This is a genomic window from Alteromonas sp. KUL49, assembly GCF_006538345.1.
Lineage (GTDB): Bacteria > Pseudomonadota > Gammaproteobacteria > Enterobacterales > Alteromonadaceae > Alteromonas.
The window spans coordinates 1-21562 of record NZ_BJKL01000013.1 but is presented as its reverse complement, the minus strand read 5'-3'; the positions used below and the strand labels follow the sequence as shown (position 1 = coordinate 21562).

General features: G+C 46.3%; 19 protein-coding genes. 13 read left to right on the top strand and 6 right to left on the bottom strand.

What is annotated here, in order from left to right:
• Nucleotides 1-13: 13 nt before the first annotated feature.
• A complete protein-coding gene (locus EYS00_RS18275) occupies nucleotides 14-1084 on the top strand; it encodes an MbnH family di-heme enzyme (protein ID WP_130639393.1) in 1071 nt (356 codons plus the stop codon).
• Here EYS00_RS18275 and EYS00_RS18270 read toward each other — a convergent pair whose 3' ends face one another.
• Entirely contained in the window at nucleotides 1085-1690 is a 606-nt protein-coding gene (locus tag EYS00_RS18270; RefSeq protein ID WP_130639244.1) for a TetR/AcrR family transcriptional regulator, read from the bottom strand.
• A gap of 119 nt (nucleotides 1691-1809) precedes the next feature.
• Here EYS00_RS18270 and EYS00_RS18265 point away from each other — a divergent pair, with 119 nt between their 5' ends.
• Together EYS00_RS18265 and EYS00_RS18260 are read left to right on the top strand one after the other, a co-directional pair.
• On the top strand, nucleotides 1810-2676 hold the full coding sequence (locus EYS00_RS18265; protein ID WP_130639242.1) for a crotonase/enoyl-CoA hydratase family protein: 867 nt from the start codon (nucleotides 1810-1812) through the stop codon (nucleotides 2674-2676).
• Between the two features lie 22 nt (nucleotides 2677-2698).
• Nucleotides 2699-4741: an NADPH-dependent 2,4-dienoyl-CoA reductase gene (locus EYS00_RS18260; protein ID WP_130639240.1), complete on the top strand. Its 2043-nt coding sequence runs from the start codon at nucleotides 2699-2701 to the stop codon at nucleotides 4739-4741.
• A 277-nt stretch (nucleotides 4742-5018) separates the two neighbouring features.
• Here EYS00_RS18260 and EYS00_RS18255 read toward each other — a convergent pair whose 3' ends face one another.
• The 3 genes from EYS00_RS18255 to EYS00_RS18245 are packed head-to-tail and all read right to left on the bottom strand — an operon-like array spanning nucleotide 5019 to nucleotide 7367.
• Nucleotides 5019-6194, bottom strand: coding sequence for a TIGR02281 family clan AA aspartic protease (locus tag EYS00_RS18255; protein ID WP_165399426.1), 1176 nt, complete (start codon nucleotides 6192-6194; stop codon nucleotides 5019-5021).
• Between the two features lie 4 nt (nucleotides 6195-6198).
• Nucleotides 6199-6666 (bottom strand): thioesterase family protein, encoded by a 468-nt coding sequence (locus tag EYS00_RS18250; RefSeq protein ID WP_130639236.1) that lies wholly within the window; start codon nucleotides 6664-6666, stop codon nucleotides 6199-6201.
• Entirely contained in the window at nucleotides 6663-7367 is a 705-nt protein-coding gene (locus EYS00_RS18245) for a hypothetical protein (protein WP_130639234.1), read from the bottom strand. The genes EYS00_RS18250 and EYS00_RS18245 overlap by 4 nt, the downstream gene beginning before the upstream one ends.
• Before the next feature lie 202 nt (nucleotides 7368-7569).
• Between EYS00_RS18245 and EYS00_RS18240 the strand changes: the two genes are divergently transcribed.
• From EYS00_RS18240 to EYS00_RS18215, 6 genes are all read left to right on the top strand, one after another.
• Nucleotides 7570-8136, top strand: coding sequence for an elongation factor P hydroxylase (locus tag EYS00_RS18240; RefSeq protein ID WP_165399425.1), 567 nt, complete (start codon nucleotides 7570-7572; stop codon nucleotides 8134-8136).
• Nucleotides 8129-9259: an ATP-NAD kinase family protein gene (locus EYS00_RS18235; RefSeq protein WP_130639230.1), complete on the top strand. Its 1131-nt coding sequence runs from the start codon at nucleotides 8129-8131 to the stop codon at nucleotides 9257-9259. Before EYS00_RS18240 ends, EYS00_RS18235 begins: the two co-directional genes overlap by 8 nt.
• Nucleotides 9260-9289: 30 nt before the next feature.
• A complete protein-coding gene (locus tag EYS00_RS18230) occupies nucleotides 9290-9589 on the top strand; it encodes a YfcL family protein (protein WP_130639228.1) in 300 nt (99 codons plus the stop codon).
• A gap of 169 nt (nucleotides 9590-9758) precedes the next feature.
• Nucleotides 9759-10523, top strand: a complete 765-nt coding sequence (locus tag EYS00_RS18225; protein ID WP_242618827.1) for a FlgO family outer membrane protein — start codon at nucleotides 9759-9761, stop codon at nucleotides 10521-10523.
• Nucleotides 10524-10527: 4 nt separating this feature from the next.
• Nucleotides 10528-11271 (top strand): FlgO family outer membrane protein, encoded by a 744-nt coding sequence (locus EYS00_RS18220; protein ID WP_130639226.1) that lies wholly within the window; start codon nucleotides 10528-10530, stop codon nucleotides 11269-11271.
• A 3-nt stretch (nucleotides 11272-11274) separates the two neighbouring features.
• A complete protein-coding gene (locus tag EYS00_RS18215) occupies nucleotides 11275-11967 on the top strand; it encodes a FlgO family outer membrane protein (protein ID WP_165399424.1) in 693 nt (230 codons plus the stop codon).
• Nucleotides 11968-12007: 40 nt separating this feature from the next.
• On the opposite strand, the gene mnmC is transcribed toward EYS00_RS18215, so the two are convergent.
• Complete coding sequence (gene mnmC, locus EYS00_RS18210; protein ID WP_130639224.1) at nucleotides 12008-14023, bottom strand: bifunctional tRNA (5-methylaminomethyl-2-thiouridine)(34)-methyltransferase MnmD/FAD-dependent 5-carboxymethylaminomethyl-2-thiouridine(34) oxidoreductase MnmC; 2016 nt, start codon at nucleotides 14021-14023, stop codon at nucleotides 12008-12010.
• A 282-nt stretch (nucleotides 14024-14305) separates the two neighbouring features.
• Between mnmC and fabB the strand changes: the two genes are divergently transcribed.
• Nucleotides 14306-15520 (top strand): beta-ketoacyl-ACP synthase I, encoded by a 1215-nt coding sequence (fabB, locus tag EYS00_RS18205; protein ID WP_130639222.1) that lies wholly within the window; start codon nucleotides 14306-14308, stop codon nucleotides 15518-15520.
• A gap of 39 nt (nucleotides 15521-15559) precedes the next feature.
• On the opposite strand, the gene EYS00_RS18200 is transcribed toward fabB, so the two are convergent.
• A complete protein-coding gene (locus EYS00_RS18200) occupies nucleotides 15560-16252 on the bottom strand; it encodes a Crp/Fnr family transcriptional regulator (protein WP_242618826.1) in 693 nt (230 codons plus the stop codon).
• Between the two features lie 124 nt (nucleotides 16253-16376).
• On the opposite strand from EYS00_RS18200, the gene EYS00_RS18195 reads away from it, so the two are divergent.
• The 3 genes from EYS00_RS18195 to EYS00_RS18185 form a co-directional block, all read left to right on the top strand.
• Nucleotides 16377-17537, top strand: a complete 1161-nt coding sequence (locus tag EYS00_RS18195) for a 4-phosphoerythronate dehydrogenase (RefSeq protein WP_130639220.1) — start codon at nucleotides 16377-16379, stop codon at nucleotides 17535-17537.
• Between the two features lie 53 nt (nucleotides 17538-17590).
• On the top strand, nucleotides 17591-18607 hold the full coding sequence (locus EYS00_RS18190; protein WP_130639218.1) for an aspartate-semialdehyde dehydrogenase: 1017 nt from the start codon (nucleotides 17591-17593) through the stop codon (nucleotides 18605-18607).
• A gap of 430 nt (nucleotides 18608-19037) precedes the next feature.
• Nucleotides 19038-21562, top strand: a 2525-nt coding sequence (locus EYS00_RS18185; RefSeq protein WP_278044816.1) for a FimV/HubP family polar landmark protein, incomplete at its 3' end; no start/stop codon positions are given.

Genomic DNA, 21562 nt, shown 5'->3' with positions numbered 1-21562 from the left:
GGCTTTAGGGTTGATGACAAGCTGTCGCCAAGCACCCGACCCCTATATTTGGAATATTCCTGCTGGCTTCCCCGTGCCCCATGTTCCTCAAGACAACCCCATGAGCTATGCCAAAGTTGGGTTAGGCAAAGCCTTATTCTTTGAACCTGCACTCTCGGGCAATGGGGCCATGAGTTGCTCTACCTGCCATATTCCTGAACATGCGTTCAGTGAACCTAGACAAACTTCGTCAGGTTCAACAGGGCAGCAAGGTCGTAGAAATGCCCTTGCCCTTGTTAATGTGGCGTATAACGGTCATTTGACTTGGGCTCACGATGGTCTGGGGACCATCGAACAACAATTGTTGATACCGCTGTTCAATGAGCATCCAGTGGAAATGGGCGTTACTGGCAACGAGCAGAAGATACTGGCCCGATTTGAAACCGACGATTACCACGACCTCTTTGATGCGGCTTTCGGTGATGATGCCATAACATGGGAACGTATCGTTAATGCCCTTGCGAGTTACGTGCGGAGCTTGACGTCGTTTAATTCTCGTTTTGATGATTACGCTTATCGCCAAGACGACAATGCGTTAACAGCGTCCGAATTGCGCGGAATGGAGTTATTCTTCTCGGAACGTTTAGAATGTTTTCACTGTCACGGTGGATTTAACTTCACCCAGTCTAGCCAGCATGTCAATCAGCAATTGGACTTGCGTCCATTTCACAATACAGGGCTTTACAACATTGACGGTAAGGGAAGCTATCCCTCTTCAGATATTGGACTGGCGCAGATTTCCCAAGAGTCTGCTGATATGGGGAGGTTTAGAGCACCAACACTGAGGAATATTGCTCTGACGGCGCCATATATGCACGATGGCTCTTTATCCACCCTTGAAGAAGTCATCGCTTTTTACGAGGCCGGCGGTTTGGCGGATGGAGTGAATAGCCCCATAAAAAGTCCGTTCATGGGAGGTTTTACGCTCACTAATGAAGAAAGAATAGATCTTATTGCCTTTTTGCACAGCCTGACAGATGAGAGATTTGTTGAACAGGGAATACAACATTCTCCTGTTATTCCCCCTAGGGTAAATATCGATTGACTAGTCAGTGTCACGCATAAACAAATCCGCCGCACAGTCGCACATGTCGTCAATATGGCTGCGGTCTGCATAAATTCCGTCGATTAACAATCTTGCTATGCCGTGTAAGGTCCCCCAAGTGACTTGAGAAAGTCTTAATGCTTCTTGATTGTCTGGCAGTAAGCCTTGTTCTTGCCAGTAACGGGTCATGGTGACTTGAAATTGAAAGCAAGGGTAGGCTACTGATTTTAAGTCGTCTGTTGCGGCGTCTTGTTGCCATATGGTGCGACCGAACATAAGTTCATACATTTCAGGGTTATCCGCCGCATAGCCGATGTACTCATGAACGAATTGTCTAAAGCGATCTTTTGCTGGTACGTGGGTTTGGTCGAAAATCCGCTTTGCTGTGGTATGCCACTGACAGAAACCTTGGGCTGCAATGGCGCTGAGTAATGCGCTTTTATCTTTAAAGTGATGATAGGGTGCGGTACGTGAAACTCCCGCATCTTCTGCTAACTTTCTTAATGACAAACTATCAATGCCGTGCATTGCAATGCGGTCAGTGGCTGCTTTTAGTAAAGCAGAGCGCAAATCGCCGTGATGATAGTTTTGAGCGGTGTTTGTCATAAGAGCCGTGAATAACGTATTACTACTTTGCCTAATAGATTACGTTTTATCTTGACAGTGTCAACATTGCCTTTTATCTTGACGCTGTCTAGTTTGCAAAAATGTTAACAGAGGTCGATATGGACGCACAAAGGATCTTAGAAGAAAAGCAGTACACCACCCTTGAGGTTTCTCAGCGGGGTCACATTGCACATATTGTGCTCAATCGGCCAGACGCCATGAATAGTATGATTCCAGCCTTTTGGACTGAACTGCCCGATGCGGTACGTACAATTGACGATGAAGGTATCGCAAGAGTGATTGTTATCTCTTCGACCGGGAAGCATTTTTCCGCGGGTATGGATTTGTCAGTATTTACCAATATGGCAAAGGACTTTACAGGAGATCCTGCCCGGCGAGCAGAGCGCATGCGTCGATTAGTGATGCTATTGCAAGACACCTTCACCGCTATCGAACAAGCTCGTATGCCTGTGATTGGCGCGGTGCAAGGGGGCGCTATTGGTGGTGCGGTGGATTTACTGTGTGCCTGCGATATGCGTTACAGCACAGAAGATGCATTTTTTACCATTAAAGAAACTCAAATAGGCATGACCGCAGATGTAGGAACGCTACAACGTTTACCTAAACTTATTCCCATCGGCATAGCCAAAGAATTGGCCTACACCGGGCGTAATTTTGGTGCCCAAGAAGCCCAATCTTTTGGCTTTATCAATCAAGTATTCTCAGACCACGATGCGCTGATAGATGGCGTAATGAAAGTGGCACAACAAATAGCAATGAATTCTCCTATGGCAGTTTCTGGTACCAAAACCATGCTCAATTACGCTGCTGAGCATACGGTGTCAGAGAGTCTGACCTACATGGCCACATGGCAAGCCGGTATGTTCCAAATGGAAGATATTCAAACCGCTATGCACGCACAGAAAACGAAATCCATTCCTGAATATCCGCCGCTCCATGGCGGTATTCACAAGATGAAAGATTAACAGGCACAATTTAGGATACATCATGAACCAGACCGTTACTGATCATCCCGTATACCCGCATTTATTCAGACCACTCGACCTTGGTTTTACTCAGTTGAAAAACCGTGTATTGATGGGGTCGATGCATACTGGGCTAGAAGAAATGCCCAAAGGCCACAAGCACATGGCGGCGTTTTACGCAGAACGCGCACGCGGTGGTGTTGCACTTATCGTCACCGGTGGTATTGGCCCAAATGAAGAGGGTTCTACCCACCCCAATACACACAGGTTAAATACCGACGAAGCAATCCGAAACCACAAAGAAGTCACTGACGCGGTGCATATTGCTGGTGGAAAAATCTGTATGCAGATTTTACATACCGGCCGCTATGCATACAGCCCTAAATTGGTTGCGCCTTCGGCAGTTCAAGCACCTATCAATCCTTTTAAGCCCAAGGCATTGGAAGAGGACGAGATTGAGCAACAAATCCAAGACTTTATCGATACCTCGCTGCAGGCTCAGCGTGCTGGGTACGATGGTGTGGAAATCATGGGTTCTGAAGGCTACTTCCTCAACCAGTTCATTGCTAAACGGACTAACCACCGTGACGACGACTGGGGTGGTGAGTACGAAAGTCGGATTCGTCTACCTATTGAGGTAGTGCGTCGTGTCCGTGAGGCAGTGGGCACTAACTTTATTATCATTTACCGTTTGTCCATGTTGGATTTGGTTGAGGGCGGCTCAAATTACGAAGAAGTGGTACAGCTAGGTCAAGCGATAGAAAAAGCCGGTGCGACCATCATCAATACGGGTATCGGCTGGCATGAGGCTCGAATTCCGACCATAGCCACTAAAGTACCTCGCGCAGCTTTTACGTGGGTAACCGCTAAGTTCCGTGACGCCTTGTCTATTCCTGTCATTACCTCAAACCGAATTAACACGCCAGAGGTGGCCGAAGAGGTCTTGGGTCGAGGTGATGCAGATATGGTCTCTATGGCCCGTCCGTTTTTGGCCGACGCAGACTTTGTGCGCAAGGCCCAACAAAACCGCAGTGACGAGATAAATACCTGTATTGGTTGTAATCAGGCGTGTTTGGATCACGTGTTCAACGGCAAGCTCACAAGCTGCTTGGTCAATCCTCGCGCTTGTCACGAACTTGAGTTAAATGTTACTCCCGCTGAAACCAAAAAACGCATTGGCGTAGTGGGGGCCGGACCTGCAGGTTTAGCCGCTGCAGTCACCTGTGCACAGCGGGGCCACGACGTAGTTATTTACGATGCTGCCAGTGAAATTGGTGGGCAGTTTAATGTAGCTAAACAAGTACCGGGTAAAGAGGAGTTCTACGAAACTTTACGTTACTTTGGTCGCCAAATCGAACTCCACAACAATATCACCCTTAAGCTTAATACTCATGTTGATGCGTCCGCGCTTAACGACGAAGGGTTTGATGACGTGATTGTTGCTACAGGCATAAAACCTCGCACCCCAGCGATTGAGGGGATCGAGCACGAAAAAGTACTCAGTTATCTTGATGTTCTCAAACACAAAAAGCCCGTAGGAAAGTCTGTGGCTATTATTGGTGCTGGTGGCATCGGTTTTGATACGGCGGAGTTTTTGTCTCATGGTAAAGCAACGCCAAGCCAAGATATTCCTGCGTTTATGAAAGAGTGGGGTATCGACATGACCTTAGAAGCTCGTTCAGGCATTGAAGGTATTACGCCAGAACCGGAAGCTTCGCCACGAGACATTGTGCTCATTCAGCGTAAATCTACCAAAGTGGGTGCAGGCTTGGGTAAAACCACCGGCTGGGCACACCGCGCTGGCCTGCTCGCTAAAGGCGTAAAAATGGTTGCTGGCGCAAGCTACGACAAAATCGACGATGAAGGACTTCATATAACCGTTGACGGTGAGCCTCGCGTGCTACCCGTAGACAATGTGGTGATATGTGCAGGCCAAGAACCCATGCGCGATATTGTTGATGGACTAAATAGTACTTACCACTTAATTGGTGGGGCTGATGTAGCAGCAGAACTCGACGCCAAACGCGCAATCGATCAAGGTACAAGACTTTGCGCGACCCTTTAATCGCTTTATAGAGTATTTTGAGAGGAAGTAAGGGACTTTTTACCGCACGCCAGGCCCATCCATGGGGCTCGGCTTCGGTATCCATACCTCAGACGGCGGTAAAGATTCCCTTGCTTCCTCTCTGATATCTCAACGTATTGCTCAATTGAAGGAATAACGCTGTGTTCATGCGTGCTGTAAAACGTATACCGCTTCCTCTAAGCGTTGCCTGTTCTCTCTTGATAGATGCCAGTTCTCTCTTGATGTATGACTGATACGTACATGCCTAGAACGTCCTTTAACGCTCTCGAAGTACCAAAGTGCTCTCTTCTGGACGGATAGAAAAATCAAATTGCCCTAGAATGTTCATCCCAAGTAGGCCATCTGCATTAGGTAGAGCTTCTTTGGGAAGTACGAGTGCTGACACTCCCTCAAATTGATACGGCCCCAAATAGAATGCAGGTATCTGAACCATGGGAGCATTGATTGAGCCAGATGCGGTTTGCACATCAAAATTTCCAATAAATGTCAGTCGTCTAAATCTACCCAAACGTGCAAACATATCTTGCGTAATTGCCGTGGTGCTTGCCCCGGTATCGAGGATCATTTGCGCTCTGTTGTTAAGCATCTTTACGTCGATGCGGTACTGATTTCCACGTCGCTCTAAATCGATGATAGTAGCTTCGCTGTCGTCAAAGAATGGCGTGGTTTCTGTTGATTGATAATTGTCATTGGCAGCGACTTCTTCGCTATTATCAGCATAAGCCTTGTTGCGAATGCGCATCGCCTCGTAATCATCTAGAGGAAGCGCTGCCAGAACGTCTTCCATCAAAATGAGTTTTTCTTGCATAGCGTAGGCTCTTGCCAGCGACAGGATATAACTGCGATGTGTAGGCAGACGTTGGAATAAAGGCTCACATAGCTGTGCGAGCAGATCCCAGTTGCCGGAGCGAATGAACTCTCTTTCTGCTTGCTCATAACGCGTGTTGATTTGTGTGACTAAACTTTGATGAACATCATAACTCAATGATAGCTCTAGTAAGTCGTATAAATGCACCAACGCATCGGGAAGGGGGCGAGTGCGAAGTTGCAATTTCGCCTCAATTAGCAGCAGATTTTCGTCATTGGGGTATTGTTTAAGAAGTACTGATAGTCGTTCTGTAAGCTCACCATAGCTCCCTTCATTCAAAAGGTTATCCAGTTCATCCAGGGAATATTGCCCTTCGCTATCACTGGCGTTATTGGCAAGGGTATCGTTTGTTCTTGGAGAGTTTTCAGTTGCCGTATTGTTTTGAACTGTGGGCGTTGCGACGTCGTTAGGCCCATGCTCTGACATGACCTCTGTTGGTAATGAACTAGTCGTAGATTCGCTCATTGCACTCGATATGTTGGCGTCGCGTAACACAAGCCAAAAGTACACGTTAAGTGACACAGAAATTACGAGGGCAATCACAAGTACCGAACGCGTGTTCACAGGGTTATTCCTTAAATAGTCGAGCGTCACCATACACTGATTTAAATAAATCAGGCATACGTTTGGGCATTCCTGTGCTTAAGCTAACACACACAAAGGTGGTTTGTGCTTCGAAAACGGTTTTCTTTCTACGAGTGCAAATAAATTGAAATTGTCTTTTTAAACTTAATCTACCATCGTATTCGGTGATCCAAGTGCCGCACAGCAGCTCATCATTTTCATGGGCAGCAAGGCAGTAATCTAATTCATGACGTTTAATGACCATGCCTCTGTCCAGCTTTTTATAATCGTCGAAGTGCAAACCCAGAGCATTCGAGTGTGCCCAGGCAGTGGCTTCGGCTTGTCGCACATATGCGACATTGTTGACATGTTGATAGTGGTCAATGTCATCGCTGTCGATATGCCATGATTTAATGAAGGGATCGGTGTATCGCCACGGCAGTTCAGCGGCTTGCGCTGTTACACTTCTCATGCCGTAACGTCGGGTAATGGGTTTTCATCGGGAAGCGGGCTTTTTTCGTCTAACAGTATTGTCATTATCTCCCGCTCTTTAGCAAGTACAGGATCGATAAAGCTGTGAACATCGCCTATCGCTTTGAAGGCTTTAAAACCACGTTCTAAAAATTCGTGTAGCGTTAATAAGCCTGCCATTTTTGCTGGGCGCCTGGCCAAGGAAATCAACATTCCAATGCCTCGCATTTTAACTACACCATCTAATTGAGCACCCAAATGCTCTATGATTTCTATTTGCTTGGTGCGAGTCTCTTGTGTGCCGACTTCGCGATAGGCTTGTGCATAACTGTGCCTGGTAATTGGTGTATCCCCGAGCGCTTGTGCCATCTTCATATCTAGCTCGAAGGAGAGGGCATTGAGTGCCAAGGCATCTTCCATAGCAAGCATTGCTGACTGGGGAAGTACACTGGCAAGCTTTGGGATCACGCGAGCAATATCTGCATCTCGTTGACTGAAATCCTTAGGGCCGTAGAGTTCGTCTACGAAAAACTGCATTGCATTTTGATACCTAGATTGCTGTGCAAGGTCTTCATGGGTTACCAGTAAACGTTCACATTGCCAATTTTGCAGTGAGTGAATGACTGGTAATATTCCCAGTGCGCTTGCCATATCACGCTGGGCGTTCACTCTGTGAATATGCTTTACAATGTGCTGAGTCACAATAATCGACTGCTCTTACTTACTACATGAGGCGATAGCTTGAACTAACCACCACTGGGTTTCAAGTTGAAAAGGCCTACATCGTATTGCCAATTCTGGTAAACTCCCGCGAAATTTTGTACTCCACTGGCTTAGTGAAAACACTTTGTGGACGATGCTGACCAGTACATTGGGCTTTTTTTGTAACGAGTTTCGAAAACCTATGACCGCAACACCGTCAAGCTTGGACAAAGACCCTCAAGTCGAGGTGCTTATTCGTTTATTCAATAGCGAGTTTTCTGACTTTAATACGCGCCTTGTTTTAGGCGAAGACGAGCCCATCTATCTGCCAGCGAATGATCAAACGCCCTACCATCAAATTGTGTTTGCCCATGGTTATTTTTCTAGCGCGCTTCACGAAATAGCACATTGGTGCATTGCCGGCGCAAAAAGACGCTTACAAGAAGATTATGGTTACTGGTACTGTCCCGACGGACGTGACGAGTTACAACAAGCTGAATTTGAAAAGGTTGAGGTGAAACCTCAAGCGATAGAATGGGCATTCACTGCTGCCTCAGGGCGAAAATTTCAAGTGAGTACAGATAATCTCAACGGTGCTGAACCCGATAGGGAAGCATTTACTGGTGCTGTAAAGGCTCAGTTGGTGGCATATCTCATGGGAAACTTTCCTCCGCGAGCATGGCGTTTTATTAACGTGCTAAAAGGTGAGTTTCAAGGTAACTTGCCGGCGTTTGAGGTTACCCAGTGTGAGGAGTTAGCCAATGAGTAAAAAGGTTTTTAAATTAGGCGTTGTGGTTAATCCATTTGCCGGTATTGGCGGTGCACTAGCGCTAAAAGGTAGTGATGGTGCTGACATTCGGGAAAAAGCATTGGCCATGGGCGCAGAGAAAAAAGCCAACGAGAAAATGGCAAAAGCGCTCACTATTCTCGAAGGGTTAAACGAGCCTTTTCACATCTACACCGCCGCAGGAGAGATGGGCGAAACCCTGTGTCACTCACTCGGTTTACCCGCCGATGTGGTTTATCAGCCTTCACAAGAACAAACTGAAGGTGAAGATTCTGAAAATGCTGCGAGGGCATTAATGGCGAACGACGTCGACCTCATCTTGTTTGCGGGTGGTGATGGAACGGCTCGTAATATCTGTAGTGTAGTCGGCAATTCGGTACCTGTATTGGGTGTGCCCGCTGGTTGTAAGATTCATTCAGGCGTGTATTGCGTAACGCCCTCTGCCGCAGGACAAGTGGTTGCTCAGATGATTCAAGGCGAACTTGTCAGCGAAATGGATGCGGAAGTTCGAGACATTGACGAGAATGCCTTTCGTCAGGGTAAAGTGATTGCAAAGCACTACGGTGAAATGCGAGTGCCTGCCGAGCTTACCTATGTGCAAGCGGTAAAAATGGGCGGTAAAGAAGACGAGTCATTGGTACTCGACGATATTGCTGCCACGGTGACTGAAATGATGGAAGATGCGCCAGACACCTATTTTGTCATGGGGTCGGGCTCTACGGTTGGGGCTATCATGGAGCACCTAGGTCTAGATAACACCTTGCTTGGTGTGGATATTGTCAAAGATCAACAACTGGTAGCCAGTGATGTTACTGCCAATCAGCTCTTAGCGCTTTGTGACACCCATCCAGTGAAAATAGTACTTACTGTGATTGGTGGGCAAGGGCACGTACTGGGAAGGGGTAATCAACAACTTAGTCCAGAATTTATTCGCCGTGTTGGTAAAGAAAACCTTTGTGTGGTCGCTACTAAACAAAAGCTGCAATCGCTCAATGGGCGTCCATTGCGATTAGATTCTGGTGATAGCAGCCTAGACAACCTTTTAGCCGGTCAGTTTTCAATAATTACAGGCTACAGAGACAAAGTATTTTACTACGCAGAGTAGTCGTAACGAGTAACAATTAAGGAATCAATTATGCAACCCCCAGCGTTAGCACCAGAAGTATTTGTTGAGCAAGTTTTAGCGATTGATGCCGCGCTTGATGACGTTGTTAATCACGGTAGTGATGACGATCTTTTTATTGCGAGTTACTTACAGGGGCACTACGCCGTTATTGCGCGCAAGTTAGAAATGAGCGCAGATGCGTGCTTAGATTTGTTAGACCACGATATGACAACGAGTTTGCAAAACGCGTTTGACAACAAAGAAGTTGATGAGACGGATGCTGATAAAATTCAGTTATTGTGGGCTCGTTTATTAGACCAAGTACGATAGCGTAAGTAAGCTACACAAACATACTCACAGGCAAAGCATTGCCGCTTTTAGGTTGATAACGACAAGGCAATGCCGACATTGCCGTTAACAATGTTGGCTCAATAGCAGACTCCGTAATATTAGCCCAATAGCAAAAGTCAGTAACAAAGAAAGCTGAGTCAGCAAATTTGTGGCTCAACTCAATGGTACCTCGGTCTATGGTACGATTTTTGCCTCTCCCATCATAAGTAAAGCCGATTGGATGTCACATTCCAATGAAAGGCAAGTTTTTGACATGGGTGAGTGTATGGGTATTTTCCAATTACCAACGAAACATAGTGCGCGTGGAATAGCAAAAAGCATCGCAATGGCTGGCGTCATTGCTGTTGGTATAAGTGGCTGTAGTTCGTTTGATTCAACATCAACCACAAGCGTGTCTGTACCACCCCCTCCATCGTCTTTGGGAAATGTTGAGTACGAAACGTATCTATTAGCAAATGAGCTTTTTGTCAATGTAAATGCTCCACAAGGTGCGCGATATGCTGTAGTTGGTTTTGTGCCAGCTGATACCATGAAATACAACGGTGAGGAACAGCATCCAATGATGATGTTAGGGCATCAATTGGAACAGGGGTTGATCACTGAGGCGACAAAACGAGGATATGTTACTCAAGAGTTTAAGCTTTCGAACGATATAATGATTAGTGAAGACAGTGATCGAGTATTAACGAGAGACATCGAACGATTATCGGCGCTAGAACGAGTAGATTACTACGTCACAGGCACTATGCTTCACCAACAAGGCGGTTCAATTGTGAACGCCAGAATTATTAATGTTCAAACCAAAGAAGTGGTGGCCGCGGCAACCCGATTTTTTCCAATAGATTTGTTTTGGGAACAAGAACAAGTAACAAGCCGAAACGGTATGTTGTACAGAACCGAAGGTACGAGGTAAGAAAATGAAAAAGCGTTTTTTGGCGATGTCTTTGAGCGTTGGCATGTTATTAAATGGTTGTGCTGTGGTGTCTGATGACGGGCAAATGGCACAAGGTCCCGAAACGCGTCAGTCACCTAATATTGTAGACGTTACTGCTCTTGATAGAGGCCCTGTACGTTCTGAAAATAATGAATCCTCAGGTATGGACGCATTTGGTGCGTTAGGTCAGCCCCCTATCTATTCAAGTGTTCAAGGTGCTTACACCGGCCGTCCGTTAACCAAGCACATTGGCGACTATGTTAAAAATATGACGCAAGACCTCATCGCTAACATGGAATATGTCAATGAGGGAACGCCTGTAGGCGTGACACATTTCGCATTACTAGACAGCGATTTGCAGCAAACTGATTTGCTCGGTAAGCAAATGGCAGAGTCTTTTGTACACGAGCTTCATAAATTTAGAGTTCCAGTCATCGACTTCAAAGCAACAGAATACATTCGTATTACTGAAGGTGGCGATTTTGTCCTGAGCCGCGACTACCTAGAACTAAGCAGCAGCTTACCTATCGAATATGTACTTACAGGCACGATGACGAAACATCAAGGTGGTGTGTTGGTCAACGCGAGGATCCTAGGTATAGACTCGCGCGCTGTGGTTGCCAGTGCACAAATGCTAGTGCCGTTCTATGTGGTTGATGCATTGATTCCAAGCGACGGCTCAACTAGAGGCACCGAGCGCGACGGTGTTTCACTGAGCAGAGGGTAAAGTATGGCTTTCAAACGCACTGGTTTTGTCTCTGCATTGATGCTTATGGCCTGTCTATCAGGGTGTGCTATGTCACCTGAATTCAGCGCCTTTTTCGTAGAGCCTGAGCCAGAACCTATGCAAGAACCCATGTATCCGGCCAACCCGTCTGGGTTTGTTTACACACCAGATTCACGAGACCAAGAGCACGCCCATTTGTCGGCTCAAGAACAAACTTATCGCGATCCGCTACACAGTGGTTTTGCGCCTAGTCAGACCCACAAACGCTTGAATGATTATGCCTCTCAGTTGGCCATGGATTTGATGGAAAATGCTACCCAGCTTACTCAGGACGACCTTGTTGGCATTACATCATTTGTTCGTTTTGACGCAACACTTTCAACCTCGACTGTGTTAGGGAATCAGCTTTCAGAATATTTGATTGCTGAGCTGCAAGATTTCGGTGTGTCTATCGTCGACTTCAAACTAGCGAATGGTATTACCGTGTCACCTTATGGCGATTTTGCGATGTCGCGAAGTGCTAAATATCTTGCCAGCGAATTGGCGATGGATCACCTTGTCACCGGGACTATTATTGAAGATGAACGCGGTCTACGAGTGAACGCGCGTATCGTGTCTCTAGAAAACAAGCAGGTGATGTCGAGTGCAAACATATACATACCTGCATTTATCGTCACGAGTTTACACAAATCCTAGCAAGTGAAAGCGCTCCAACGCTGCAACGTCTCCAAGCCTGCTATTCACCGCGGATGCAGGCTTTCACCATAAAGCGGGCGGGGTTTACTGCCTGGCTTAAATCTTCATCTAATGGCAAGGGCTCGTGACAGAGTTCACTAACTAAGGTTTCCGCCATCAACGGACCTGTGGTTAACCCTCGTGAACCTAAGCAAGTCAGTGTGCTCACTCTAGCATTTGGCAAAATTGGTGTTGTGCTTAGCGGCTTACCTCGATTTAGATCTGAATACATTGGTTTGATGTCGTCGAAGTTATGTAGGTTACCCACCAGTGGTTGATGATCGGGAACACCAAGCCTGATTGCGGCTCTTGCTTTTCCGTCATGCTTTAACGCGCTCCCAAACGCTGCTGATGCCATGGCAAGCTCATGGGTGCAAAGATTCGCCTCGCTCTCTTCAGTGCGCACGTCTGTGGCCATATCATTTTTAACATAAGTAGAGCCAAGGGCATGTCGACCATTTAGGGTTGGGGTTAAGTACCCTTTGTGACACAACACAGTGTTAAGTTGATTGAGAGGTGTTTGGGTTGGAATGGCCTCTACTTGGCCTCGCACTGGACGCAGAGGCAATGAGGCAAATGCCTGTTGTGATACAGACTGAGCACCTGTTGCAAGCACTAAATGGCTTGCCTGTATTGTTGTTTCTTTGTTTTGCTGTTTGACGCTAAAAGTTACAGAAACTTGCGAATCTTCTTCGATGTGGTCTTGATATACATAACCACTGCATTCCGTAACTTTCGCAATAGACTTGGCAAGCTCAATGGTGGCCCTGACTAAGTCCGGTGGTGACAACCATCCTCCGTGTTCTATTAACAGGCCTTTGAAGGGAAGAGGGATCCCAGCTTTTTCGGTAACTTCGTTACTTTCAAGTAAACAAGCAAGTTCTGTAGGCCAAACGTTTTGACTGGCAAGCTTTTCTATTCGTTCTTGTGCGTTGTTATTAAAACCAAGTAGCACAACACTGCAAAAGTCGTGTGCCAAATCACCATCATTGGCAATGATATGATCGTACTGTCGGCGGGCGTAAAGAAATCCGTGGGCTTGAATACGGCTAGAAATACTGGCTTGTGCGTGCAACTGAGGATAAAAACCACCTTGAGGGTTACCCGAGGCACCGGTTGCAAGCTCGTCTTGGTCATAACATAGGGTAACGTCAATCCCTCGCTTTGCTAAAGACAGCACTGTGTTAGCCGCGGCTAGCCCAGATCCCACGACTACTACGTGGTCGTTTGGCTTCAAAGCGCTGTTTGCGTATCGTTGAAGCGGCCCTTGTACTAGAGCGCTGGGTTTCTTATCTAGTGTCCCTGTAAGCATGTCTCGCTTGCGGCCAAATCCATTGCGTTTTTTAATGGTAAAGCCTGCGGCAGCTAACCCTCGCTTCACAATACCAGCCGCAGTGAAGGTACCAAATGTAGTGCCTTCTTTGGATAAACGCGTCATTTCGCTAAACAGAGCGTCAGTCCACATTTCAGGGTTTTTACTGGGGGCAAAACCATCGAGGAACCAGGCATCAACTAACCCGTATTCAGGGCTGGACCACTGGGGGAGGAGCTGATGAACGTCACCAAACCATAGGTCTAGTCGTGTATCAAAAGTGGGAAACTCTAAGCGATGACAACCTTGGAGACTAATAGGATAAAGTGCTGAAAGACATGATGCTTCTGCTTGCAAGGCTGGAAATGCTTCTAGTGCCTTAGCCATATCGTGCTGAGACAAAGGAAACTTCTCTGTACTTAAAAAATGTAAGGAGCGAAGCGGATGGTTGGGGTGCTGCTGTTTAAACTTGGTAAATTCAGCCATAGCGACAAGAAAGTTTAGCCCCGTGCCAAAGCCAGTTTCTGCAATGATAAATGTGGCTTGTGTCCATGATTCCCAGCGTTCGTGTAAATCGTTACCGGCAACAAATACATGTTGGGTTTCATCAATACCGCTGTCATTTGAAAAATAAACATCGTCAAAATGATCGGCCACCGGTGTGCCGCTGTCATTAAAATGTACTTTTGCTTGTTCAGACTTCACTTTTTACTACTACCTAAGTTTTAGCATCAAAATATGTGCACTTTTTCAGCAACTGGTTTACCCTTTGGTGAACAAGTGTACGCTGAAATTTGCGGGTCACGGCTTTCGTGGTACATTGATGTCACGAAAAGCGGTAACCGAGCAGCGTATTATACCTGTTACTGATAACAATAATGAATGATGTGGTACTTTTCTGGTCTATGTTTCTCACTTGAGGCGCAAAGCTGACCACTTTAACAATCAAAACCGTTACCATAGCCGCATCAACGCGAAGGGGAACCTATGAGAAGAGCAGTAATAACCGGGCTAGGCATAGTGTCTAGTATCGGAGTGAATAAGCAGGATGTGTTGGCATCTTTAAAATCTGGTAAATCTGGAATAACACATTCAGAGCAATTTGCTGAAATGGGCCTACGCAGCCAAGTGTGGGGCAACATTGATATCGATTTAAAAGAGCACATTGACCGTAAAGCTATGCGTTTTATGGGCGATGCTGCGGCATATGCCTACGTTGCTATGCAACAGGCAATTGAAGATTCTGGTTTAGAAGCTAGCGACATTTCAAACGATCGCACTGGTATTATCGCTGGCTCGGGCGGTGCATCATCTGATAACCAAGTGGCATCTGCTGACATTCTTCGTCAAAAAGGCGTTAAACGCGTTGGTCCCTATATGGTACCACGTTGTATGGCATCGACAGTGTCGGCATGTTTGGCAACACCGTTTAAAATTCGCGGTGTGAACTATTCAATCGCGTCAGCCTGTGCAACTAGCGCACACTGTATTGGTAACGCTATGGAGCTTATCCAGTTAGGCAAACAAGACGTTGTGTTTGCAGGCGGTGGTGAAGAACTCCACTGGGCACTTTCAAGCCAATTCGACGCGATGGGTGCGCTAAGTACTAAGTACAATGACAACCCAGCTTTAGCTTCACGTACTTACGACGCTGACCGTGATGGTTTTGTAAGCTCTGGTGGTGGCGGTATGGTTGTTGTAGAAGAACTCGAGCACGCGCTTGCTCGTGGCGCAACGATCTACGCCGAAGTTGTTGGTTATGGAGCGACGTCAGACGGTTTTGACATGGTAGCGCCGTCAGGCGAAGGGGCAGTACGTTGTATGCAAATGGCTATGCAAAACGTAAATGCACCTATTGATTATTTGAACACCCACGGTACTTCAACGCCAGTTGGTGACGTAAAAGAACTTGCTGCTATTCAGGAAGTCTTTGGCCAGTCTGGTGTACCAATTAGTGCGACTAAGTCACTGACAGGTCACGCATTAGGAGCGGCTGGTGTTAATGAGGCGATTTATAGCTTGTTGATGATGGAAAACAATTTCATAGCGCCGTCTATTAACATCGATACCCTAGATGAAGCAGCGGCTGGTTTAGATATTGTTACAGAAGCTCGTGAAGCGACACTAAACACTGTGATGTCTAACAGCTTCGGCTTTGGTGGAACTAACGCTACGTTGGTGATGCAGCGTTACCAAGGCTAATTCGCGAATTAGTTCGCAGTGCCGCTGAATTAATTATCGTTATTGAACCTGACCAAAAAACGCGTTGGGTTCAATAATGGTAATCTTTCCGTACGTCAATTTTACCTCGCCAGTTTTCTCCATGGCTTTAAGTAGCTGATTTACCGTTTGTCGACTACTGTTGATCATCTGCGCTAGCGACTCTTGTGACAGTGACAGCGTGATAGACTCGCTTTTACACATGTGTTGCCCGTAGCTTGTTACTAGCATGAGTAAACGCTTTTTCAATTGCTCTTCAATACTTAACCCTGTGTGTGCATTTATGAATTGAAAGGCACTACGTACACGGGTGCACAGCAGCTTGGTAAAGAAGGGGTAAAAGTCTGGGTGAGATTCTAACAGCGCCCTGAACTTTGCTTTGGGGATAAAAGCGATAACTGTGTTGTTTTCACCATAGCTATCATGGGTTCGTGGCTGATCATCAAACATGGATATCTCACCAAACCAAGTGCCTGCATCCAGCAAAGCGAGGAGTAGGGTTCGACCATCGGTACAGTGATTAACTACCCGCATTCGCCCTTCGCACACACCGTAAAACCCCGTACCCTCGTCGCCTTTAGCGTGGAGCATTTGCCCCTCAGCTAAATGTTTTATGTGCGCATTGGCAAGCAGAGTGTGTTGTAGCGGTTCTGGCATACTGGCAAACCACGGGGAGCTCATAAATGCGGAATGGTAGTCAATTGCGGTTTTCATAGGTATGCCATTGCTGGTGATTGGTGCCAGTTATAATGAGGTTTTTGCCCGGAGTAAAGTATGAGGGAAGGTTAGATGTGATTTCAGGTGATAAAATACAGGGAAATAAGATAAAATCCCGCCCATGAAAATACTATTTGAAGATTCTATCCCTTTTGGTCGCGAATACCTTAGTGAACTCGGGGACGTTGAAGCCTATCGTTGGCAATCGTTAACGCCAGAAGCACTCAAAGATGTTGATGTGCTGGCTATCCGCTCAACCACTAAAATTACCCCTGCATTACTACAGCATGCAAACAAACTAAAGTTTGTGACCACTGCAACCGCAGGAACAAATCATATTGATAAAACCTACTTAGATGAGCGGGGCATTTCTTGGAACTCTGCGGCTGGCTGTAATGCAGTTGCTGTTGCAGAGTACGTATTGAGTACAATTTTACTTGCTCACAAAGCAAAAAAGCTAAGTATTGAAGATATTACTGTTGGCATTGTCGGTGCAGGAAATGTGGGCACTGCACTCAGCGGTTTGTTGACTGCGGCTAACATTCCCCATTTATTATGCGACCCTCCATTGCAAGATGCTGGAGACTCTCGGGACTTGGTAAACATGTCACAAATTTTAGAGTGTGACGTTGTATCGCTTCATGTGCCTTTTGTTGCTGGTGGAGATCATCCCACAGGCAACCTCATTGATGGTAAAGCGCTTGCTGGCTTGAATGACAATCAACTGCTGATTAATGCATGTCGCGGCGAAGTCATCAATGAAAATGCGTTGCTTGCGCGACTTAGTCAAGCAAACGCGCCCACCGTGGTACTCGACGTTTTTGACAACGAACCAAACATCAATCCTGCTGCATTGGCTCCAACCTGGTTTGTCTCTCCGCATATTGCAGGTCACTCTGTTGAGGGTAAGGTCCGCGGAACGCAAATGGTGTACGAGCAGATTTGCGAATTTGCAGGGATAACACCGTCAAAACGGTTAAGTGATTTCCTGACTACCCCAGCGCCAATGACAGTTCATTTAAACAACCCCAGTGCAGAGCAGTTGTCATCTGATGATCTAGTTGCACTGCTATTGGCTGTTTACGATGTGAGTGATGACGATAAACACTTTCGAGAACAAGTAGCCGAAAATAATCAATCGATTGGCGAGACTTTCGCGCACAGTCGTAAGCATTATCGAACTAGGCGGGAGTGTTCTGCATACACCTTGATGATTGATGACAAAACGTCAATGGGAATTCGTCATCAATTAAACGCACTAGGGTTTACACTGTCCTTGTAGAGTAAAACAGTACAGTAAAACGTTTTTATATATTATCCGGAGATAAATCCACCATGTCACAAGCATTCGATGTTGCCGTTTTGGGCGCAACAGGATTAGTTGGACAAACTATTATCGACTTACTTGATGAGCGGGGCTTTCCTGTAAATCGTCTTTATCCCTTGGCAAGTAGTCGTTCTGCTGGGAGCACCGTCACCTTTAAGGGCGAAGATATTGAAGTGCTCGATGCAGACACTTTCGATTGGTCTGAAGTTCAATTTGGCTTCTTTTCTGCGGGTGGCAGCGTATCGGCAAAATTTGCCCCATTAGCGGCGGATTCTGGCTGTATTGTTATCGACAATACCTCTCAGTTTAGATACAACCCTGAAATTCCGCTTGTGGTACCAGAGGTTAACCCTCACGCATTGGCAGATTTCAGAAGTACCAACATTATTGCTAATCCCAATTGTTCCACCATTCAAATGGTTGTTGCGCTTAAGCCCATTCACGATACAGTGGGTATTGACCGTATAAACGTATCTACCTACCAATCGGTGTCGGGTGGCGGTCGCGAGGCTATGGAAGCACTTGCAAAACAAACCGCAGATTTGCTTAACGCTAGAGAGCTCAAGCACGAACCTTTCAGTCGTCAAATTGCCTTTAATGTCATTCCACAAATTGACGAGTTCCAAGACAATGACTACACCAAAGAAGAAATGAAAATGGTGTGGGAGACGCAAAAGATTCTAGGGGACGACAGTATATTGGTTAATGCCACTGCGGTCAGAGTTCCAGTGTTTTATGGCCATGCAGAGGCTATTCATCTTGAAACTCGCATGCCAATCGACGCTGAACACGTAAAACAGTTGCTGGAAGAGGCAAGCGGCGTAACGCTGTACGAGGACGCTAAACAATTTCCAACTCAGGTAAGCAGTGCGAGCGGGAATGATTTGGTCCACGTAGGACGCGTCAGAAATGACATTTCTCATCCTCAGGGCCTAAACCTGTGGGTGGTGTCTGACAATGTGCGTAAAGGCGCGGCAACCAATAGTATTCAGATTGCCGAAACTATTATTCGAGATTATCTCTAGGCAATATTCGTGTCGGGAGTGCTCAACTCACTCCCGTTAAACGTCGCTCTAAGGTTTTCTGCAAAAATCGAATTGTCGAATCTTTAAAAAATAACTTCCATTTCTGCAAGTTAGCGTGCTTTTTGCATAGTCATTAACCACAACTACAAGTAAATGGCGAAATCTGGCGCACAAACTAGATCGCCTTGCATAACTGGTTTATAGTTTGGATAGCGGGTACGTGTAAATACAATGTTGACTTTTGAAGGTAAATGCCTATTAATCAACGTTTTATCGTTACTTTTTACTGATATGGATGAGTATTCATAACAAAAAGCGTACCTGACAAAAATAAAGGTCAAGCGTCAATTTTTTGTTGAACGTTAATCTTGACCATCAATACCACCAAAAAATGCGTGGTGGTTTGACGCTTAGGGCATATAGGATCGCTATGAAATTGCATTTGTCGGGCTTGCTTGCACTCACATTATTAATGGCGAGCCCCTTTTCTCTCGTGGACGCGCAAGAGCGTTCAACGGTGCTAATGGGGCCGAAAGATGCCACTAGCCAATATTCAGGTTTAGAATACGGTCCCATCGACGAACAAGACACTTTGTGGCGTATTGCCGACCGCTACCGTCAGAACAATGCCCTGTCTGTCTACCAAGTCATGGTGGGCATCTATGAACTTAACCCCAATGCCTTCGAGAAAGACAATTTAAATCTCTTAGTTGAAGGTCAAATGCTTCGTCTACCTTCAGAGCGCTATATTGCAAGAATCGACGCCGAGGACGCCAAGCTTAAAGCAGAGAAAGACGACCGAGATTTTGCCACTATGCAAAATGCGCCTGGCAGCAGTGTAAGAAATATAAAGCCGCCGTCGCCCTTGGTTAATCAGAACGACCTGTCACAAACCCAATCGGATATCGAAGAACAAATATCAGCGCTTGACGAAGAACAAACTCGCCAGTTCGATGAACTTCGTATGCAATTTGCGGCGTCTCTCGACAACGTTCAAGCCTTACTTGACGAAAACCGTCGATTGTACGACCGCGTAGATGCAGTTAACGGTGAACTGGAAACCCTTAGAAATCAGGTTGAAGGCGACGTTCAATCTCAGCTTGATACACAAGTAGCACTGCAGCAAGAACTATTAGATATGCTTAAGGCCGAGCAGGCCCAGCGAGCTGCAGAAGAAGAAGCTTCGATTCTAAATGCATTGAGCAGTCCCATCGCTCTGATAAGTGGCACTGGACTAATTACGCTGCTTTTCATGGGACTATTGATCAATTGGCTGCTTAAACGTAACAAAGCAGAGCCAACGCCACAACCCGCTGCACAGCCTGCCCATGTTGTTGATGATATGCCGTTACCGGACGGCGATGTTCCTGACTTGAGTTCGCCGCTGACGCCAACTGACGAGTTAGACACACCCGATCTCTCTGATGATGAATTGTTCAACGACGACGATTTACTCGATGACGTGCTTACCTCTGAACTCGAAGAGTCTCTCGATTCAGAGTTAGATAGTTTTGCCGATCTCGAAGACGACATGTTAGTGCCCGACGATGATTCATCAGATGAGTTTGAGGCTGGCGCCGATGCCCTAGACCAGAATGAACTTGACAGTTTGTTTGATGACGAGGATCTCTCCGACAAAGTACTCAATGACAACAGTGAGTCTGATTTAGATGGTATCGACCTATCCGGTGAAGATGATGTCTTGAGTGATTTAGACAATAGTTTCGAAGACGCATCTGAAGTATTACAAGAAGATTCAGACGAGGTCGCAACCGATAGCGACATCGACAATATCCTCGAAGCAGAGGCGTTTGATTCTGATGAAAATGAGATAGTTACCGACGACGATATTGATGCTCTGCTTGACAGTGGAAGCATGGATGAGCCAGATGACGAGGGTACGGTTGATTTAGAAGAGCCCCCAGAGTTTGTTACTCCGCCGCCAGTTGAGGAGGAAGAGACTCCTGAGATCAGTATTGATGATTTGCTGGAAGAACATACACCTGAGACCTCGCTCACTGATGAGCTAGACAGTAAGGATGAACTGATAAATGAAGATATGCTTGAAAAGCTTGATGATGAGATAAATCAGCAAAATCAAGATATCGATCGCATCACTGATGATTTGCTGGGTGAGATAGAGCAAATCGAACAGATGGGCGATATGGCCGCGATGATGGACATGGCGGGGCCCGAAGATGAAGAAGAAATCACTTCACCACAGCCATCACCTCAAGGTATTCAGGATTTAGACGCCATTGCCGATGATCTCGAGTCCATTGACGTGGAAGATATGGCAAATGCTGATGACTTTGTAGATCCTATCTCAGAAGACTTAATCTCTGAACTTCAAGCAGAAGCCAAAGATGACGTGTTTGGTGATGATAATGACGATGTCACATCGTCTACGCCAGATCCAATCGAAGCCGTAGAGACTTCAAACGAGACCATAGATACCGATACTTTCGATAGTGATGACCTCACAGACGACTTACTCGCTGAGTTGGAAGCTGAAGAGGAAACCAGTCAAGCGGAGTTGGATGAAATTTCTGATGCTCTGGTCTCTGAGTTGGAAAGTGAACTTGAAGCCTCTGAGGCAGAACTCGATGTGCCTGAATCTATTGATGATGCACTAACCGACGAGTTACTCGCTGAACTCGAGTCAGAAGAACAAGACGCTATTGAACAGGTGGATGATCTATCGGATTCGCTGATAGCTGAATTGTCAGGTGAGGAAAGTCTCGAAGAGGATGAAATATCCGATGGTGTAGATGAAGAAGTTCTTGACATCGATACCACTCAGGACGACGGTCTTGCAGAAGCAGAAGCAGAAGCAGAAGCAGAAGCAGAAGCAGAAGCAGAAGCAGAAGCAGAAGCAGAAGCAGAAGCAGAAGCAGAAGCAGAAGCAGAAGCAGAAGCAGAAGCAGAAGCAGAAGCAGAAGCAGAAGCAGACCG

Bases quoted from the DNA above. Each gene is read 5' to 3' on its own strand.
- EYS00_RS18195 (WP_130639220.1), top strand. From the start codon at position 16,377: ATGAAAATACTATTTGAAGATTCTATCCCTTTTGGTCGCGAATACCTT.
- EYS00_RS18260 (WP_130639240.1), top strand. From the start codon at position 2,699: ATGAACCAGACCGTTACTGATCATCCCGTATACCCGCATTTATTCAGA.
- EYS00_RS18230 (WP_130639228.1), top strand. From the start codon at position 9,290: ATGCAACCCCCAGCGTTAGCACCAGAAGTATTTGTTGAGCAAGTTTTA.
- EYS00_RS18215 (WP_165399424.1), top strand. From the start codon at position 11,275: ATGGCTTTCAAACGCACTGGTTTTGTCTCTGCATTGATGCTTATGGCC.
- EYS00_RS18200 (WP_242618826.1), bottom strand. From the start codon at position 16,252: ATGAAAACCGCAATTGACTACCATTCCGCATTTATGAGCTCCCCGTGG.
- EYS00_RS18275 (WP_130639393.1), top strand. From the start codon at position 14: ATGACAAGCTGTCGCCAAGCACCCGACCCCTATATTTGGAATATTCCT.
- EYS00_RS18235 (WP_130639230.1), top strand. From the start codon at position 8,129: ATGAGTAAAAAGGTTTTTAAATTAGGCGTTGTGGTTAATCCATTTGCC.
- EYS00_RS18265 (WP_130639242.1), top strand. From the start codon at position 1,810: ATGGACGCACAAAGGATCTTAGAAGAAAAGCAGTACACCACCCTTGAG.
- EYS00_RS18270 (WP_130639244.1), bottom strand. From the start codon at position 1,690: ATGACAAACACCGCTCAAAACTATCATCACGGCGATTTGCGCTCTGCT.
- fabB (WP_130639222.1), top strand. From the start codon at position 14,306: ATGAGAAGAGCAGTAATAACCGGGCTAGGCATAGTGTCTAGTATCGGA.
- EYS00_RS18190 (WP_130639218.1), top strand. From the start codon at position 17,591: ATGTCACAAGCATTCGATGTTGCCGTTTTGGGCGCAACAGGATTAGTT.
- EYS00_RS18220 (WP_130639226.1), top strand. From the start codon at position 10,528: ATGAAAAAGCGTTTTTTGGCGATGTCTTTGAGCGTTGGCATGTTATTA.
- EYS00_RS18240 (WP_165399425.1), top strand. From the start codon at position 7,570: ATGACCGCAACACCGTCAAGCTTGGACAAAGACCCTCAAGTCGAGGTG.
- EYS00_RS18250 (WP_130639236.1), bottom strand. From the start codon at position 6,666: ATGAGAAGTGTAACAGCGCAAGCCGCTGAACTGCCGTGGCGATACACC.